Genomic DNA, 18,435 nt, shown 5'->3' with positions numbered 1-18,435 from the left:
AATCTACATTCGCATAATTATGTAGTGTTTTTGTTAATTTCTGACTAAAGCAAGGTTCTAAGCGATTTTCTCCAATTTTTCCAAGCGATTTTCCAGGCTGACACTCACTCTGAAACGCCCCCGAACCCCAAGCTGACTCAGAAACGGTCGCAGTCTGCTGGCTGGAAGCTGAAGACGAAGGCCTTCATCCGTATACACCAGCACAGCACTGGCAGCACCAGAGTAATGCTGAAGGAAGGTTTGGTAAGGAATGTTGACTGAAAAGGTGTATCTCTTCATGTAAACAGGCCATCAGACAGATAAAAAGAAAGCTCCCTTTTTGGGGGAGCTTTCTGATTAAAGCAAATCAGGCTTATTGTTCAAGAGCTTTTTCCACTTTCTCGAACAAATCTCTCGCCAGATTTTCCAGTTTCGCCAGTTGTTCCAGCTCGGCACGCATCAGCGCCTGACGAGCCTCGTCGTACAGACGATACTTCAGGAAAGGTTCAATCAGTCGGGAAGCCACCTGAGGATTCGAACTGTTCAGTGCCGTCAGAATCTCAGTCAGGAAACGATAACCGCTGCCGTCTTTCGCATGGAAACGAACCGGGTTATTCGCACAGAAGCTTGCAACCAGACTACGCGTCCGGTTCGGGTTCTTCAGGCTAAATGCCGGGTGCTTCATCGTTTCACGAACATTGGCCAGTGAATCAGCCGCTGGATTTTTACCCTGCAGAATAAACCACTTATCCATGACCAGACCATCATGACTCCATTTGCTGCTGAAATCGGCCATCTGAGCTTCACGGCAAGCCAGTTGCGCTTCATTCGCAGCACTCATCGCAGCAATTGTGTCCGTCATATTGTCGGCTTGAGCGTACTGAGCTGACACCAGTTTTTCACCCTGCTCGGTATAAGCCAGATAAGCCAGGCAGCGATTGCGCAGCGAACGTTTTGCTATCGCATCATGAGTAATGCTGTACCCGCTTTGTGACAGAGAGTGATAGATAGCAGACAACTCATCTTCCAGCGCTGAGGCAAGGATCTTTTCGATCTGAGCCAGCACTGTGTGGATCGCATCGACATCTACCCGCTCATACCAGCCGGCGACTTCATTTTCACTCGGCAGTGTCAGCATTTCAGCAATGAAAGCCGGATCCAGTTTTTCATCCAGCAGTGCACCACGGAATGCATCAACCACATTTTCCGGGAAGACTATGGCATTACCTGCCTGAACGGCCAGGACATTGCTGCGGATATACTTCGCAAGCAGCATCTGACCAGCATCCCAGCGGGCAAATTCGTTGCGGGCATGTGTCATCAGGAAGACCAGCTCTTCATCGCTGTAATCATATTCCAGCACAACCGGCGCAGAGAACTCACGCAGCATTGAAATGACTGGCTTTTCGCTGACCTGCTCGAACTCGAAGGTTTGCTCAGCCTGAGTAACGTTCAGGACATGGTGCACCTTCTCACCGTTACGCTGTAACTCAATCACATCACCTTTGCTATCGTAAAGCTCAATATCAAACGGAATGTGTAGCGGCAGCTTCTCTTTCTGACCCGGTGTCGGCGCAGTCTGCTGCTTCACCGTGACAAGGTAACGGTTTCCATTGGCGTCATACTCTGTGCTGACGCTCAACACCGGTGTGCCTGACTGGCTGTACCACAGTCGGAACTGGCCAAGATCAACTCCGGAAGCATCTTCCATTGCCTGAACGAAATCATCACAGGTTGCAGCCGTGCCGTCGTGACGCTCGAAGTATAATTTCATTCCCGCCTGGAAGCCGTCTTCGCCCAGCAACGTATGCATCATCCGAATCACTTCACTTCCCTTCTCATAAACAGTCAGGGTATAGAAGTTATTCATCTCAATCACTTTTTCAGGACGGATTGGATGAGACATCGGGCCACGGTCTTCAGCAAACTGGGGACCACGCATGATACGAACATTGTTGATTCGGTTCACCGGACGAGAACCCAGATCTGAAGAGAACTCCTGATCACGGAAGACCGTCAGACCTTCTTTCAGGCTCAGCTGGAACCAGTCGCGGCAGGTCACACGGTTCCCGGTCCAGTTATGGAAGTATTCGTGACCAATCACGGCCTCAATACCCAGGTAATCGGTATCTGTCGCTGTTGCCGGGTTCGCCAGAACGAATTTGGAGTTGAAGATATTCAGCCCCTTGTTTTCCATGGCGCCCATGTTGAAGAAATCAACGGCAACAATCATGTAGATATCCAGGTCATACTCCAGACCAAATCGCTCTTCATCCCATTTCATGGAATTGATCAACGACTGCATGGCATGCTCTGCGCGATCCAGATTGCCTTTATCGACAAAAATTTCCAGCGCGACGTCCCGGCCACTAACCGTTTGATAGCTGTCCCGAAGCACGTCGAAATCACCTGCAACCAACGCAAACAGGTAGCAAGGCTTCAGGAACGGATCCTGCCACTGAACCCAGTGGCGGCCATTGTCCAGATCACCATGACCAACTTTGTTTCCGTTGCTCAGCAGATAAGGGAAACTGGCTTTATCGGCGATGACTTTGGTTGTAAAACGGGCCAGTACATCCGGACGATCCTGGTAATACGTAATTCTGCGGAAACCCTCAGCTTCACACTGAGTACAGAAGCCGCCACCCGATTTGTACAAGCCTTCCAATGAGGTATTCGCTTCCGGATTTATCTCGGTCTCAATGGTCAGTTCAAATGCGGCGGGCAGTTCGCGAAGAATCAGACCACTTTCGGTCTGCTCAAAGTGCTGCCAGCTTTCGCCGTTAATTTCCAGCCGATGCAACACGAGCTCATCACCGTCCAGCTCCAGCGAAGTCACCCCTTCTGTTTGTTGCTTCACTTGACTGACAGCAATCACGCGGGTGGCAGTGTCGTGCAGGTCAAATGTCAGGTCGATATCCGTGATTGTGAAATCCGGCGCCTGATAATCTGCACGATATTTTGCAGTCGGTTGTGCGGCAGTTGGTTGATCAGCCATTTCTATTCTTCCTTAGTCATCCATATTGGCAGTCTCGCCGTCAGGGGGAAGCCTTCCAAAATCATGCAAGGCCATCAGCCCTGATGCGTTTCAGTCATTGAAACACCAGCAGCGAAACTGAAACATTACAAAAACCAGCTCATGATGATGATAGCTGGTCATTCAGCGGATAAAGACAAGTCTCATTGCATCCTTACTGCCTGTGATACAAAAAAGGCAGACAAGTTTGCTTAAAAATGCGTCAACTATACTTAATAGTAATAGCTAAGCATGATCACATTTGGTCTTTTCTCTGAATTAAGACAAAATGTTAGCAGATAGCACTTGAGCTGAAAATCTTATCTTTTTACTTGTTACCCATCTCATGTCGCGTAACAATGGCAAGTCTGAAAAATTCCAACCTATACACACTGCCCAAATAGATTGATTTTAGCCGTTTTAACAGGAATTACTCTGCAATATGAACCACATTATGCAACCTTGGATCATTGATTCACTGCTTGATACCGATGCCTACAAACTCCATATGCAGCAGGCAATCTTCCACCTTTATCCCGATGTAGACGCCGCCGCCGAGTTTCGTTGTCGCAGTGGCGAGGACCTCCGGCCATTCAAGGCTGAAATCAAAAGACAAATCGAACATATGGGTGAGCTGAAATTTACCCAGGAAGAAATTGAATACCTTGCTTCACTGCCTTTCTTCAAACAGGACTATCTGGATTACCTGAAAGACTTTCGTCTGAATCCTTCGCAGGTTGAAGTTGGGGAAGACGATGAACAACTCACGGTACGCATTCAGGGTAAATGGCTGGATCTGATTTTGTGGGAAGTTCCTTTACTTGCCATCATCTGCGAGCTCCGCTGTCATCACCATTATCCTCAATTGTCAGTTACTGATGCCATTGAGCAGTTGAAACATAAACTGGCCCATTTTGATGAGCTTGGCCGTGATACAGATACCAGTCATTTTTCACTGGTTGACTTTGGTACCCGGCGCCGTTTTTCAAAAGATGTGCACTACGCAGTCGTGAATTACCTGAAACAGCATTTTCCTCACCTGAGCGGCACGTCAAACTACCATCTTGCCCGGACACTCAACCTGACACCCATTGGTACACAGGCCCATGAATGGTTCCAGGCACATCAGCAACTGGCGGGTGAACTTGCAGATTCACAACAGCTGGCCCTCAACCGCTGGTTACAGGAATACCCGGATAGTCTGGGCATTGCCCTCACCGACTGCATCAACATGGATGCTTTCCTGCGCGATTTTGACCTGCGTTTATCCCAGCGATTTACCGGACTTCGTCACGACAGTGGCGATCCGATCGCCTGGGGTGAAAAAGCCATAGCCCACTATGAAGCACTGGGGCTGGATCCGAAGAGCAAAACGCTGGTGTTCTCAGACAGCCTGACACTGGAACGCGCACTGACCATTTACCAGCATTTCTATGAGCGTATCAACGTCAGCTTTGGGATTGGCACCAGCATGACGTGTGATTTACCGGGTGTGAAAACCTTGAACATTGTATTGAAGCTGACTGAATGTGAAGGACGGCCGGTGGCCAAAATTTCAGATGAGCCGGGTAAAAGCATTTGTCATGATGAAGCCTATCTTGATCAGCTGAGACAAGCATTTAAAATTGCCAACGATTAACTGCACTTAAATCGTTCCCAAAAAAGAGAGGCTATTTCAGCCTCTCTTTGCTTTCTGATAAATGAAGTTGACTTACTGACGTTGCATGACTGCTTCCATACCAAACTGTTTATTCGTCAGGGTGAGCGTATTATCTCCCCCTAACTTGAAATGACTGTCGTGCTGACCATCTTCATAAATCAGGACGATCCGATCGTCCTCAAGATAATAGATACCTTTGTGCTCGATTTGCTTCCCGTCTTTACCAATCACCTGAGCCGAAAACAGAAAGTCAGGACGTAACGATAACTTCAGTTCCGATACCCGTTTATCGACATCCTGGCCTTTAATCATGGACGAGCGCCAACGGCCCGGCAGATTTTCGGGGGCTAATTTTGTAAAACGGGCCCCATCCAGCAGGAACTGGTTATAACTGAGTACATATTCATGCTGCTGTGCAGGCTGGCCGGCTGAGTTCATTGTCAGTGTTGTTTCGTCAATATCGTACTTCCCTTCCCACTCATCAATACGTCCGTCTGTACGGAGCAGCCGCACCTTAAAATGGTATGCAGAATTGAACTTGATATTCATTGCACGATAATGAATCCCCTCACTTTCGACGCCTTCATCTGTGGTACTGAACCAGTACCAGTCTCCCAATAACAGCGGATAGTCAAACTCTGTCAGATCATCCGCAGCGACAGTGTAACTCCATGTAAACAGACTCAATATGAATGACAAAAAGATGGAACGCAGCATGATAGTACCCCTGACAAATACCAGCCCCTACTATTCAAACTAGCCCTCGTTTTTGCTTCTCGCGCAAGAATATGACAAGCGTCACAAGTATTCCTCACCCTGTTTCAAATCTGAGACGACAGCATGCGGATGACAAGGCCTTGACAGGAAAGAAAGTGTTGATGGATGTCTCGTCTTTTCAGAAGACAAAAAAAACGGCACAACTGATGTGTGCCGTTGATAGGATGTTGCGTCGGATCAGAGAAGCATTAACTCTGCTCAGCCTTGACTAAGTCAGCAGTAATGGCAACTGCTTCGTCCAGGTAAGCATCAGGTGCTTCATAATCCTTCGGTACATCTTTGAGTGCCAGGAATGGTTTTTTGCCCAGTGCTTTTTGACGGACATTCAAACGATCCAGACGTTCTCTTTCTTCTTTATCCTGCTCTGCTCGCCGTTTGCTCTCATTCAACGATAAAGTATTGTTGTCTTTTTCAGCTTTATACTTCGCAATATCGTCAAAGATAAAGCCAAACTCTCTGTCGCTTTTAATGCGTTGCATGTGCTTCGCACGCAAAGAAGGCAGTAATGGCGAGAAGTCATACATCTTCTGATAGCCCGCAGGCTTAATGCTATCCCAAGGTAAAGCATTGTCTTCTACGCTTTCACCTGTATCCGCAGGATCAACTGCAGTCGGGAAGCTGATATCCGGGACAACACCAAGATTCTGAGTACTACCGCCATTAATGCGATAGAACTTTTGAATCGTGTACTGAACATGACCCAGCGGCTTATCAAACAGATCGTAGATATGATTCAGAGAACGGTGTTGCTGAACGGTTCCTTTACCAAAGGACTGCTCACCAATAATGACGGCACGGCCATAATCCTGCATTGCTGCTGCAAAAATCTCAGATGCAGAAGCACTGTAACGGTTAATCAGAACCGTCAGCGGACTATCGAAATACACGCGATCGTCAGAATCGCCATTCACTTTGACCCGGCCGTAACTATCGCGAACCTGCACCACAGGACCACTGTCAATAAACAGTCCGGTTAATGCTGTGGCTTCAGTCAGTGCACCACCACCATTATTTCGCAGATCAATCACGATCCCGTCAACTTGCTGCTTGTTCAGCTTGGCCAGTTCTTTCTTGGTATCTTCGGAAAGTCCCACGTAGAAACTTGGGATTTCAAGAATGCCGATCTTGCGTCCCTGATAAACTTCGACTGAAGATTTCGCTGCTCTGTCTTCAAGGCGAATTTTATCGCGAACAATTGTGACACTGTAACTCTTGGCGTTACTACCCTCAGGCAATATCTCCAGACGAACTTTACTGCCTTTCGGACCCTTGATCAGCTGCACAACGTCATCCAGGCGCCAGCCTACAACGTCGATCATCTCTTTCCCTTCCTGACCCACACCGATAATCCGGTCTCCGGCAGCAAGTTTTTTCGAGTTGGACGCCGGGCCACCAGCAACCAGTGAACGAATCACTGTATATTCGTCATCGACTTGCAGAACCGCACCAATCCCTTCAAGAGACAAGTTCATTTCAGACTGGAATTGTTCAGCGCTGCGAGGTGAAAGATAACTGGTATGCGGATCAACTTCACGCGCGAAAGCGTTCATGTAAAGCTGGAATACGTCTTCACTGTGGCTTTGAGTCAGACGCTTCAGTGCGTTGTTATAACGCTTACTCAATGTCTCCTGGATGTCTTTCCAGTCTTTGCCCGCCAGTTTGAGATTCAGTTCATCCGATTTAACCCGCTCGCGCCAAATCTCATTCAGCTCAGCCCGGTCCTTTGGCCATGCCAGTTCAGAACGATCAATCACCATATCTTCGTTCACACTAAAAGACATGGGTTTATCCAACAGACTTAATGCATATTGATAACGATCAAAACGGCGTTTGAGGACAGTGTTGAAGATATCGTAGGCTGCGGTGGTTTCCCCCCGCTTCAGTTGATCATCCAGCTGAAACTTCCATTGGTCAAACTGCTGAATATCAGACTTTGTCAGAAAGCTTTTGTTGTAGTCCAGCATTTCCAGATAACGATCGAAAATGTGGGCTGAGAATTGGTCATCAAGTGAGAATTGGCGATAGTGAGATCGAGTAAACCGTGAGGCTACTCGCTTACTGGCGGTCGCATGCTGTTTTTCAGGTGTTAAAACAGGCAATTCACTTTGAGTATGTGTGGCTTCCAGGGCCTGGGCTGATGCTGCCAGCACGATGCCGGCAGCGATCAGTGAGAAACGGAATCGACATTTCATACGTCGAGCATTCTCCTTTACGAACGAAGGTGCTCCGCTTTCACAACCATGGTCAGGCCATTAGTCAGACGGACACGCACATCGTCCTTATTAATTTCCACAATTGTTGCCGGCATGTTGCCATTGCCCATATTGACACTGACATCCTTACCAACTTTCACTTCATCAGAAGACAAAGCGCGAGTTGTTTCTACCGGCTTCTTATCTAGCTTAGACGTTTTTGGCTTCACGTTTCTAGCTTTAGGCGATTTTGCTCGAACTTTCTTTGGCTTAGCGTCACCTTCTGAGGCGGCTTTCGCTGCTGCCTGTTCTTTACGACGGGCACGAACTTTAGCTTTGCTTTCTTCAAGCGCTTTCTGTGCGTGCTCGACATGTTCCTGTTCTAACACACCACACTCATTGCCATCAAGGTCAATACGGCTAGCACCGGCTTTGACACCATGAAGATAACGCCAGGAAGAAGTGTACTGACGAAGCGCTGCTCGCAGCTGAGTTTTGCTGACTTTAGGATCGTCACTCAGTCGTTCAGCGAGGTCTTGGAAGATACCAATTTTTAATGGTTTAGCTTCACCTTCAACAGTAAAACACTTTGGAAATTGCTCAGCAATATAGGCAATCACTTCTTTACTGTTCGTTAACTTTTCAGAGTTTTCCATGGAATTTCCTGACAAAGCGAGAGTATCTCGCTGTTAGTGCTTTTTAATTAAAACCAATAAGTGCGGGCTATTATAATTACCTAATACTGAAAAACCACCGAAAGCATACAATTAGAGCTTAATTTGTAGTTCCTCAATGAATGAAACTAGTCCGTCTTCATCTTCCTGGTCAAATCTTGACAGACTTGGGCTATCAATATCCAACACGCCGTACAACTGGCCCTTCACAGAGAATGGAATCACGATCTCAGAATTACTGGCCGCATCGCATGCAATGTGACCTTCAAATTGATGAACATCACTCACTCGCAGCACTTTATTCTCAGCGATTGCGGTACCACAAACACCCCGCCCCACAGGTATACGTACACAAGCAGGATTGCCCTGGAATGGGCCCAGCACCAATTCATTATCTTTCAGTAAATAGAAACCTACCCAGTTAATATCCTCTAACTCCATGTTGAGTAAGGCACTAATATTAGAAATATTAGCAATGATATCGGTTTCCCCATCAACCAGTGCCACTGCCTGTTGGGTTAAACGCCGGTAGAATGCAGATTTATTTTCCATGGCTTACTCCTTATATAGCCGCTAAAATGGCACCCTTTCATAGAAATAGGAATCATTATCACAGTGAAAGACTCAACGAATCAAATGATTAACTGGTCATGGCTGATAAAGCAAGCAAAACATCATAAAAACAGGTTAATCGCTGCCAATATCATCGCAGTTGTTGCCACGCTGATCAGCGTCCCGATTCCACTGCTCATGCCGCTGATGGTGGATGAAGTTCTCCTGCAACAACCCGGCAAAGGTGTCGCTCTCCTCAACAACTTTCTTCCTGAAGCCTGGCAAACATCAGCGGCCTACATTGTACTGGTCCTGCTGATGGTCGTGCTGATGCGTTCCGCAAGCCAGGCACTGAACATTTTGCAGAGCCGGCAATTCACCCTGGTCGCGAAAAATATCACTTATCAGATGCGACGCCATCTGATTGATAAGCTGGGCCGGATCAGTATGCGCCAGTATGAAGAACGAGGAAGCGGCGGGATCACGTCTCATCTGGTCACCGATGTCGAAACAATTGATAAGTTTGTCGGCGACACACTCAGCCGATTCCTGATTGGTATCCTGACCGTCATCGGTACAGCCGTTGTGCTGCTCTGGCTGAACTGGGAACTCGGGCTGTTCATCCTTCTGGTCAATCCGGTGGTCATATATACATCACGGAAAATGGGGAACCGGGTCAAACACCTGAAACGCAAAGAAAACCAGGCGTTTGAAAAATTTCAGCAACGACTGGTCGAGACCCTCGATGGGATTTATCAGCTGCGGGCAGCAAACCGTGAACGGGACTTTCTGGCCAATCTGAAAGAACATGCCAACAGTATCCGCCACAATGCTGACAAGTATGCCTGGCAGTCTGAAGCCGCCGGACGCGTCTCTTTCCTGCTGTTTCTGATTGGTTTCGAACTGTTTCGGGCCGCTGCGATGCTGATGGTCCTGTTCAGTGATTTAACCGTCGGCCAGATGTTCGCCGTCTTTGGCTACCTCTGGTTTATGCTGAGTCCGGTGCAGGAATTATTGGGGATCCAATTTGCCTGGTACGGTGCTTCTGCGGCGATGCAACGGCTGAATCATCTGATTGCTCTCGAAGAAGAAGTACGTCCGGTTGCGAAAGTAGACCCGTTCAGCGCAGGTGAACACATTGCCATAGAGATCAATAACCTTGATTTCTCCTATGATGAAGATAAGAAGGTTTTGAATGGTCTGAACTTGTCTTTGCCGGCTGGGAAACGAGTTGCTTTGGTGGGCGCATCCGGTGGTGGTAAATCGACGCTGATTCAGTTGCTGCTTGGCATCTATCAGAAAGACAGTGGCGATATTCTGATTAACGGCCATCCGGTAGAAGACGTCAGCTATGAAGCGCTGCGGGAAAAAATGGCTGTTGTGTTACAACAACCGGTTTTGTTCAATGACACACTGCGGAACAACCTGTCTCTGGGCGCTGATTACAAAGATGAACAATTGTGGCAGGCGCTTGAAATCGCGCAGTTAACGGATGTGACACAACGTCTGAGTGAAGGACTGGAAACTCAGATCGGACGTCAGGGAATTCGCTTATCCGGCGGACAACGTCAGCGTCTGGCAATCGCGCGGATGATCCTGACCAACCCGGATTTCGTGATTCTGGATGAAGCAACGTCTGCACTGGATACGGCCACAGAAGCTGCCCTGCATACAGCCCTGAACGATTTCTTGTATGACAAAACCACATTGATCGTGGCGCACCGTCTGTCGGCAGTAAAGCAGGCTGATATCATTTATGTTCTGGAAGACGGACAGGTCAGTCAGACCGGTACGCATTCCGAACTGGTCAATACAGCCGGTCTATATCAGACCCTGTACGGCTCAGCCCAATCCAGCGAGGCTGAACAACCGTTGAATAACGCGGGCCTGACAGTAGCCAGGATCAATACAAAATAATATAGTGTCGCCAGTTCAAGCAGTTAACCGGAATAAAGAGGACGGAACCATCCATGTCGACAGTAAGACTCTGCCCTTGCTGTGATTTGCCTTTAACCCCGATGGTGACCCCCCGGGGCCAAAGTGCATTCTGTCCTCGCTGCGAATCACGCCTGTACCGGGGAGGCATGCCCTCCCTGCGTGGCGACCTGGCAATTGCCGTCACTGGGCTGATATTGTTTCTGCCAGCCCATCTGTATCCCTTGATTACAATACGCCTGTTCGGTGTGATGATTCCGGCAACCATTCCTTCAGGCACTTTCACGCTTGCGGCTGACTTTCCTGCTGTGGCAGCTCTGATCCTGTTTTGCAGTACAATCGCGCCTTTTTTGGTCTTTCTCGCTGTACTCGGCGTCCAGCTGGGTCTGGCGAAAAGGCAGCTCACACTCTTTAAACGTTCATTGTGGTGTATCGAAAAACTGAAACACTGGGCCATGTTTGATGTTTATCTCGTCAGCCTCGGGATTGCCTGTTTCAAAGTCAAAGATTACGCCGACATTTATGCTGGCCCCGGACTGTTTTGTCTGGTGAGCATGCAGCTGCTCATGGTCATCATGCTGACCCGCATCCACGTGAAACGGTACTGGGAACTCTGGCAGCCGGAAACCGAACACCGGGGAACCAGACTAAAGTTACATTGTCACACTTGCCACATGAGTCAGGCCGAAGGTGAATATTGTCAGCGCTGTCACAGCCCGATTCACTATCGCGCCCCTCATTCCATTCAGAAGACCTGGGCATTTCTCATCACGGGTGCAATTTTTATCATCCCGGCCAACGTCTACCCGATTTCGATTTTCCTCAATAATGGCAAACGTCTCGAAGATACGATTCTGTCCGGAGTTGCCACCCTGATTAATACCGGCATGGAAGGCATTGCCGCGCTGATATTCTTTGCCAGTATCGTTGTTCCGATCGCGAAAATACTCGGACTGGCATTCATCCTTCTGTGTATTCATTTCAAAAGAAATATCAATCATATTTACCGAATGAGGATGTACCGTATTATTCAATGGATTGGTAAATGGTCCATGATGGACCTGTTCGTCATTTCCATCATGGTCGCACTGATTGACCGTGGCCAAATTCTTGATTTCACGCCAGGCCCTGGCGCGATTGCCTTTGCTACGGTTGTGGTACTGACCATGTTAGCCGCAGAAAGTCTGGATCCTCGTCTGATTTGGGATAACTATGACAAAAAATAACTACCCTCCACAGTCTCCGTTTGGTCCGCCTGTCGGCCCGCAGCAACCACAGCCGGTCAATGTCAAAAGAGACAGGCAAATCTCTCCGCTGTGGATTCTCCCGCTTCTGGCGCTGGGACTGGCCGCCTGGCTTGTTTTTCAGGCAGTCAGTGAAGCCGGACAGCGGATTACAATTCACTTTGAAGATGCCGCCGGTCTGATTGCAGGCCGGACAACAATTCGTTATCAGGGTCTGGAAGTCGGGATTGTCCGGGATGTCAAACTGTCTGAAGATCTGCACAGTATCTATGTCACGGCCGACATCTACCCGGAAGCGGTGCAGATCCTGCGAAAAGGCACCCGTTTCTGGCTGGTGAAACCGAAAGCCTCCATTACTGGTATCAGCGGACTGGATGCATTGGTCTCCGGCAACTACATTGCGTTGCTGCCCGGACGAGGGGAACCAACCAATGAATTCACGGCTCTGGACAGCCAGCCCGCAGAAACACCGGCTGGGGACGGCCTGACGATTCAGCTTCAGGCGCCCGATTTAGGCTCAGTGTCAGTGGGCGCGCAGGTTTACTATAAAAAAATCCCGGTGGGTGAAGTCTATAACTACACCCTGAGTAATAATAAGAAACGTGTTCTGATTGATGTGCTGATTCAGCCTCAGTATGCCAATCTGGTGACGAACAAAAGCCGCTTCTGGAACGTCAGTGGTGTCAGCGCCAATATTGGCTTAAATGGCGTGGATGTTCAGTTTGAAAGCTTGTCTGCGCTGATTGCAGGCGCCATCGCTTTTGACTCCCCTGACGAAGGTTTACCGATTCAGCCAAATCATCTTTTCCGCCTCTACCCGGATCTGAATACCGCCGGACGAGGGATCGCCATTACCATCGAATTACCGGATAACAACAATATCAGTGCTAGTGGTGCACCCATTGTGTACCGGGGATTGCAGATTGGTCAGATTTCCGACCTGCGTCTTGATCGCCAACGAAAACGCATTATTGCCAGTGCAGCCATCGAACCCAGCATGAGCGACCTGCTCACAACGGGCACCAGCATGCTGCTGGAAGAAGCCGATCTGTCCCTGAGTGGCGTCAAAAACCTCGGGAATCTGATTAAAGGGAACTTCCTCACCCTGCTCCCGGGGGAAGGCGAACCGTCGCGTCAGTTTCAGGCTTTCACTCAGGAACAGCTGGAAGAAAAACGTCCCGGTGCAGCCAGTATCCAGTTGAGTGCAGACCAAAGCTATGGCATCAGCAGAGGCACCAAAGTCACGCACAAAGGCATGACAGTCGGCAGCGTAAAACAGGTCATTCTGGATAAAGACAAGGTGCGTTTTGACATCATTATCAAGCCTGAATATACCGCACTGGTCCGCAGTCAAAGCCGATTCTATATTGATGGTGGCATCCAGGCTGATATCAGCCCGGAAGGGATTAATGTGTCAGTCCCGCCGGCAGAGCAACTGATCAGCAACAGCATTGCTTTCACCAGCACAGGCCAAAGCCCAATGCGCCGACATTATCAATTATTCAAAAATCAGTCGCTGGCCCGACTTGCAGGCAATCAGCAACAAGGCAGTACAACCATTCAGCTTTTTGCGGATGCCCTGCCTTCAGTCAGTGAAGGCAGCCCGGTTCTCTATCGCAACCTGCCGGTTGGGAAAGTCAGCCAATACGCTCTGACCCGTGACGGTGTCACAATAAAACTAGCAATTCAAAACCAGTATCGCCATTTAATTACAGCCAGCAGTGTATTCTGGAATCAGTCTGGTGTGGAAGTTGAGGCTGGCCTGAGCGGCGTCAACATCAAAGCCAGCCCTTTGGCTTCCCTGATTAAAGGCGGCATTGCTTTTGACAGCATGAGCGGCATTCCAAACCGGGTCGGCAAGCAGTTCAAACTCTTTGCCAGCCTGAAAGATGCCAAGGAATTCGGCACTCAGATCAGCCTGACCGCCAGCTATGCAAAAGGCATCTCGGCCGGTACCAATATTCAGTTTCAGGGGGTTGTGGTCGGTAAAGTCCTGACGCTGACACCTGATTTTAAAACCGGACTGGTGACCATCAATGCCCGACTCTTCCCGCAATTTGCAGATTCACTGACCCGAACCGAAACGCACTTCTGGCTGGTGGCACCGAAGATTGACCTCACCGGAGTGAAGAATCTCGACAGTATCCTTCGCAGTTATATCGAAGTAGAACCCGGAGAAGGAAACTATCGCCAGACGTTTACACTTTCCGAACAAGCCAGCGAAACCTTTAATGGCCTGACCGTCATATTGGAAAGCGTTGCCCGCGCATCCGTGCGTCCCGGCACGCCCTTGTTATTCAGAGACATTCAGGTGGGCCAGGTCAGTAATGTGGCCTTGGGTGAGCTGGCAGACCGGGTTTTGATTGAAGCGCAAATCGAACCTGATTTCCGCCATTTGGTCCGGGCCGATACTGTGTTCTGGAATACTTCCGGATTAGATGTCAGCCTGGGACTGACCGGCGCCAGTATTCAGGCAGGAACAGTGGATACGCTGATACGGGGCGGGATTGCCCTGGCAACACCAGAGGGACAGCCGCTCTCTGCTCCGGCTCAGACAGGCACCCATTTCCTGCTGCACGAGAAAGCCAATCCTGAGTGGAAAAAATGGCGCACTGCCATTCCAGCTGAGTAAGGAGTCAACAACCCATCCCTCACAGGCAAGCCGGTGTGCTTGCCTGTTTCGTATCTGCCGGATCTCAGCCAGACCGGGCTATATCCAACCGCCGGTTTGTTATAGACTTGCCGCCTCTGCATTCTAACTGAGATAAAGCAAGTGCATCAGTCCATTTATATTCCAGACGACTTCATTCACCACATTCGCCAGATTTTGCCAGATGGTCTGGATATGGACAGCTTTCTCGCCTGCTGCCGCACCCCGCTTCGACGCAGTATCCGGGTTAACACCCTGAAAATATCTGTGTCCGATTTTCTGGAGCGTATCCGGGACAAAGACTGGCAGCTCACGCCAATCCCATGGTGTCAGGAAGGCTTCTGGATTGACTACGATGAAACCAGAACCGAGTCACTCGGCAATACCCCCGAACATCTGGCCGGGCTTTTCTATATTCAGGAAGCCAGTTCCATGTTGCCCGTTACCGCATTGCTGACGGATAACGGCCAGATTGGCTGCGTGCTCGACATGGCTGCAGCGCCCGGTTCAAAAACCACCCAGATCGCGGCAGCAATGCAGCATGAGGGAGTGCTGGTTGCCAATGAACTGTCAGCCAGCCGCATTAAGGTCCTTCATGCAAACCTGCAACGCTGTGGCGTTTCCAACACGGCACTGACTCATTTCGACGGCAAAGTGTTTGGCAACTGGACGCCAGAAGCTTTCGACAGCATCCTGCTGGATGCACCATGCTCAGGCGAAGGCGCGATTCGGAAAGATGAAGATGCAATGGCGAACTGGAGCCTGACACATATAGAGGAAATCGCAGCAATCCAGCGAGATTTAATTGTCAGTGCTTTTCAGGCGTTGAAACCTGGAGGGGTCATGGTGTACTCCACCTGTACCCTGAACCGGACAGAAAACCAGGGTGTCTGCCATTATCTGAAAGAGACCTTTGGTGAGGCCGTTGCGTTTGAACCGCTGAGTGAACTCTTCGAGGGCGCAGAAAAAACCTGTACTGAAGAAGGCTTTTTGCATGTTTTCCCGCAAGTCTACGACAGTGAAGGCTTTTTCGTGGCACGCATCCGCAAACTCGCCCCCGTTGAAACCGAGCAGCCCCAAAAACGGAAAGCCAAATTCCCTTTCTCCCCGGCTTCACACAAAGAAAGTGAGCAGATTCTGAACCAGTTAAATCAGGATCTTTCACTCCGGGTTCCGGCAGACCGGGAACTCTGGCTTCGTGATCAGGAAATCTGGCTCTTCCCTGCCCGGCTTCGCCCGCTACTGGACAATATTCGTTTTCAGCGTATTGGCATTAAACTGGCTGAACAACATAAAAAAGGTTACCGCTGGCAACATGAAGCCATCATGACACTGGCAACAGGCAAAGAACCGCAATGTATTGCTCTGACTGAGGCGCAAGCCAATGAGTGGATCATGGGCCGCGATATCCGACCGGAAGCGATGACAGGCAAAGGTGAAGTCATTGTTACCTATCAGGATTTCCCGTTCGGTTTGGGGAAATGGGTCGGCAACCGCATTAAAAATGGCATGCCCAGAGAACTGGTCCGAGATACGGGTTTATCTGGGAATCGCTGTTAAATTCGGAGCAGATGATTAATTAATGGTTCTATCTCAGTAGCCTTGGCTGTCTCAGGGCTAAAACTGGCAAAAAATACTGTGTGAACTAAGATTGATATTGTAATTGATCTCCATTTACAAACCAGTTAGCGCAAGGCTCTCACGAGCCATTCCCCTAAGCCCGAAACAGGAGTCGTTTCGGGCTATTTTTTATCTGATTTTCAGAGACTTGCCTTTCAGATTATTCGTCTTCTTTGTACAGATATTCCTTTCCTTCAAAATTGTTGAACAAGTTACACAACTTTTTCAGCTTTTAGCTGCGTACTTCAAGTTTTATAGTGAGTTCCAAGTTCAGCAACTCCCCAGCATTTTTATTGAAGGAAGCGTGTTATGTCTAAAATTCTTGTTCTGAAATCCAGCATCCTTGGTGGTTACTCTCAATCGAATGCACTGATCGACCATCTGGTCAATACGAAGGCAGACGACATCTCAACCATTATTGAACGCGACCTGGTTGCTAATCCACTGCCTGTTCTGGATGGCGAACTGGCTGGCGGTTTACGCGGCAGTGATAATCTGACTCAGCGTCAGCAAGAGACCATTGCCCTGTCAAACCAGCTGATTGAAGAAATTGAAGCCAGTGATACGCTGATCATTGGTGCGCCAATGTACAACTTCAGTATCCCGACGCAGTTAAAAAACTGGTTTGACTTAATTGCCCGTGCTGGTGTGACTTTCTCTTACACCGAAAATGGCCCGGTTGGCCTGCTGACCGACAAAAAAGTCATTGTTGTCACCTCTCGCGGTGGCATGCACCAAGGGAATGCAACGGATACAATGGTCCCTTACTTGAAAACGATTCTGGGCTTTGTTGGCATGACCGATGTTGAGTTCGTTTACGCCGAAGCGCTGAACATGGGTGATGAAATGGCAAGCAAAGGCCTGAATCAAGCCAAAGCTCAAATTGAAACCTTAGCTGTTTAAGCACCGTCCTTGTACGCGTACTTGCCTTTTCAAAAAAAGCCGCCTTTGCGGCTTTTCTTTTTAATCAAGTGCCATAAAAAAAGCTGCGCCTGAGCGCAGCTTCCTTCATGATTCATTTGAACCGCGTTATTCACCCATTTACTTGGTTGGGCGACTCGCCAGTTCAGTTCGTTTTTGTTCTTTGAGCAGTTTACTGGCTTCACGGCGCTCTTTAGACAACTCGGCACTGATAATAATGTGGTCATCCACACGATCTTCATAATCGCCTTTCATTGTCTCAATAATGCTGACAATTTCATCATGTGACATTTCAGGCTGAATATAGTCAATCAGGTTTTCAAGCAGTTCGACACGCTTGCGGTTGTCTCTGATTTTACGGTCATTATCCAGAATTTCTCGTTTTAGCTTATTTCTGCGTCTGGCAAGCCGAACCAATTCCAGGATATTGTTCATGTTTTGTCCTTACTATGAAACTTGAAAGCCTTAATTAATCTGGGTTATATCAGAAACCCCTCTTGCTTCTCAAGTAAGATCTCAATGAAATCAATTCCCCCTTCATTTCATTGATCTCACTCAGGACTTCATTGTTTGAATCGCATATTTAACCAGACAATGATGTCATCATAGCTTGCCAGTGTGATGACAGTTGTTTTTCATTTATGAGACAAGGAGTTAAAAAACAAATATGCGCATAGTTTCTTGTTAGGTGACTCACAAACTTCCGCTTAATTATTTGCTTTTGGTATATCAGAGCCTACTCTTTCCAGATACCAGTAGTGATTTGGCAAGATGCAATACGCGTGCAACACTTCTCGTCAAGGTTTTTTCTGAAGGCTGTTGTCCTGAAGCTAGCAGTACGTTGGCATTCACGTTAAAAAATTATTGGTTAGCTACGTAAGAGTTAGAGATTCAGGAGACAACATGTCTAAAGCAACAGGTACCGTTAAGTGGTTTAACGAAGAAAAAGGATTTGGTTTTATCACTCAGGATAACGGTGGCGCTGACGTATTTGTACACTTCCGCGCGATTATTGGTGATGGATTCAAGACACTGGCCGAAGGCCAAAAAGTGACCTATGACGTTGAGCAAGGCCAGAAAGGTCTGCAAGCGGCGAATGTCGAAAAAATATAAGTTAACAGAACGTTAGCGACCAAAAGGGCTGACTGGCCCTTTTTTTGTACCTGCACGTTATCCGGTCAGTCATCCGACCAATTTACGTTATTCATATCACTG

General features: G+C 48.5%; 14 protein-coding genes. 7 read left to right on the top strand and 7 right to left on the bottom strand.

Features of this window, described 5'->3' with window-relative positions; all coding sequences use genetic code 11:
* Positions 1–57: 57 nt before the first annotated feature.
* Complete coding sequence (locus L4174_RS08220; protein ID WP_248140281.1) at positions 58–279, bottom strand: DUF2835 domain-containing protein; 222 nt, start codon at positions 277–279, stop codon at positions 58–60.
* 73 nt (positions 280–352) lie between these two features.
* Positions 353–2,977, bottom strand: a complete 2,625-nt coding sequence (gene pepN / locus L4174_RS08215; protein WP_248140279.1) for an aminopeptidase N — start codon at positions 2,975–2,977, stop codon at positions 353–355.
* Between the two features lie 460 nt (positions 2,978–3,437).
* On the opposite strand from pepN, the gene pncB reads away from it, so the two are divergent.
* The gene (pncB, locus tag L4174_RS08210) at positions 3,438–4,634 is read left to right on the top strand and encodes a nicotinate phosphoribosyltransferase (protein WP_371929385.1); all 1,197 of its coding nucleotides are present in this window, start codon (positions 3,438–3,440) and stop codon (positions 4,632–4,634) included.
* Between the two features lie 72 nt (positions 4,635–4,706).
* On the opposite strand, the gene L4174_RS08205 is transcribed toward pncB, so the two are convergent.
* The 4 genes from L4174_RS08205 to L4174_RS08190 form a co-directional block, all read right to left on the bottom strand.
* Positions 4,707–5,372, bottom strand: coding sequence for a lipocalin family protein (locus L4174_RS08205; RefSeq protein ID WP_248140275.1), 666 nt, complete (start codon positions 5,370–5,372; stop codon positions 4,707–4,709).
* A gap of 248 nt (positions 5,373–5,620) precedes the next feature.
* Positions 5,621–7,624, bottom strand: a complete 2,004-nt coding sequence (gene prc, locus L4174_RS08200; protein WP_248140273.1) for a carboxy terminal-processing peptidase — start codon at positions 7,622–7,624, stop codon at positions 5,621–5,623.
* A gap of 17 nt (positions 7,625–7,641) precedes the next feature.
* Complete coding sequence (proQ, locus tag L4174_RS08195) at positions 7,642–8,280, bottom strand: RNA chaperone ProQ (protein WP_248140271.1); 639 nt, start codon at positions 8,278–8,280, stop codon at positions 7,642–7,644.
* A gap of 111 nt (positions 8,281–8,391) precedes the next feature.
* Positions 8,392–8,850, bottom strand: coding sequence for a GAF domain-containing protein (locus L4174_RS08190; RefSeq protein ID WP_248140268.1), 459 nt, complete (start codon positions 8,848–8,850; stop codon positions 8,392–8,394).
* Between the two features lie 84 nt (positions 8,851–8,934).
* Here L4174_RS08190 and L4174_RS08185 point away from each other — a divergent pair, with 84 nt between their 5' ends.
* The 5 genes from L4174_RS08185 (at position 8,935) to L4174_RS08165 (ending at position 17,202) form a co-directional block, all read left to right on the top strand.
* On the top strand, positions 8,935–10,767 hold the full coding sequence (locus tag L4174_RS08185) for an ABC transporter ATP-binding protein (protein ID WP_248140267.1): 1,833 nt from the start codon (positions 8,935–8,937) through the stop codon (positions 10,765–10,767).
* Positions 10,768–10,820: 53 nt separating this feature from the next.
* Positions 10,821–12,011, top strand: coding sequence for a paraquat-inducible protein A (locus tag L4174_RS08180; protein WP_248140265.1), 1,191 nt, complete (start codon positions 10,821–10,823; stop codon positions 12,009–12,011).
* Positions 11,998–14,661, top strand: a complete 2,664-nt coding sequence (locus L4174_RS08175; RefSeq protein ID WP_248140263.1) for a PqiB family protein — start codon at positions 11,998–12,000, stop codon at positions 14,659–14,661. Before L4174_RS08180 ends, L4174_RS08175 begins: the two co-directional genes overlap by 14 nt.
* A gap of 141 nt (positions 14,662–14,802) precedes the next feature.
* Complete coding sequence (gene rsmF / locus L4174_RS08170) at positions 14,803–16,239, top strand: 16S rRNA (cytosine(1407)-C(5))-methyltransferase RsmF (RefSeq protein WP_248140260.1); 1,437 nt, start codon at positions 14,803–14,805, stop codon at positions 16,237–16,239.
* A 369-nt stretch (positions 16,240–16,608) separates the two neighbouring features.
* A complete protein-coding gene (locus L4174_RS08165; RefSeq protein WP_248140258.1) occupies positions 16,609–17,202 on the top strand; it encodes an FMN-dependent NADH-azoreductase in 594 nt (197 codons plus the stop codon).
* Between the two features lie 138 nt (positions 17,203–17,340).
* Here L4174_RS08165 and L4174_RS08160 read toward each other — a convergent pair whose 3' ends face one another.
* The gene (locus L4174_RS08160; protein WP_248140256.1) at positions 17,341–17,655 is read right to left on the bottom strand and encodes a DUF496 family protein; all 315 of its coding nucleotides are present in this window, start codon (positions 17,653–17,655) and stop codon (positions 17,341–17,343) included.
* A 468-nt stretch (positions 17,656–18,123) separates the two neighbouring features.
* Between L4174_RS08160 and L4174_RS08155 the strand changes: the two genes are divergently transcribed.
* Positions 18,124–18,333, top strand: a complete 210-nt coding sequence (locus L4174_RS08155; protein WP_036752690.1) for a cold-shock protein — start codon at positions 18,124–18,126, stop codon at positions 18,331–18,333.
* The last annotated feature ends 102 nt before the right edge of the window (positions 18,334–18,435 follow it).

The sequence above is a fragment of the Photobacterium sp. CCB-ST2H9 genome, from assembly GCF_023151555.2.
Taxonomy (GTDB): domain Bacteria; phylum Pseudomonadota; class Gammaproteobacteria; order Enterobacterales; family Vibrionaceae; genus Photobacterium.
Note: the sequence above shows the minus strand (reverse complement) of the source record. Positions and strands in the feature narration are given on the sequence as shown.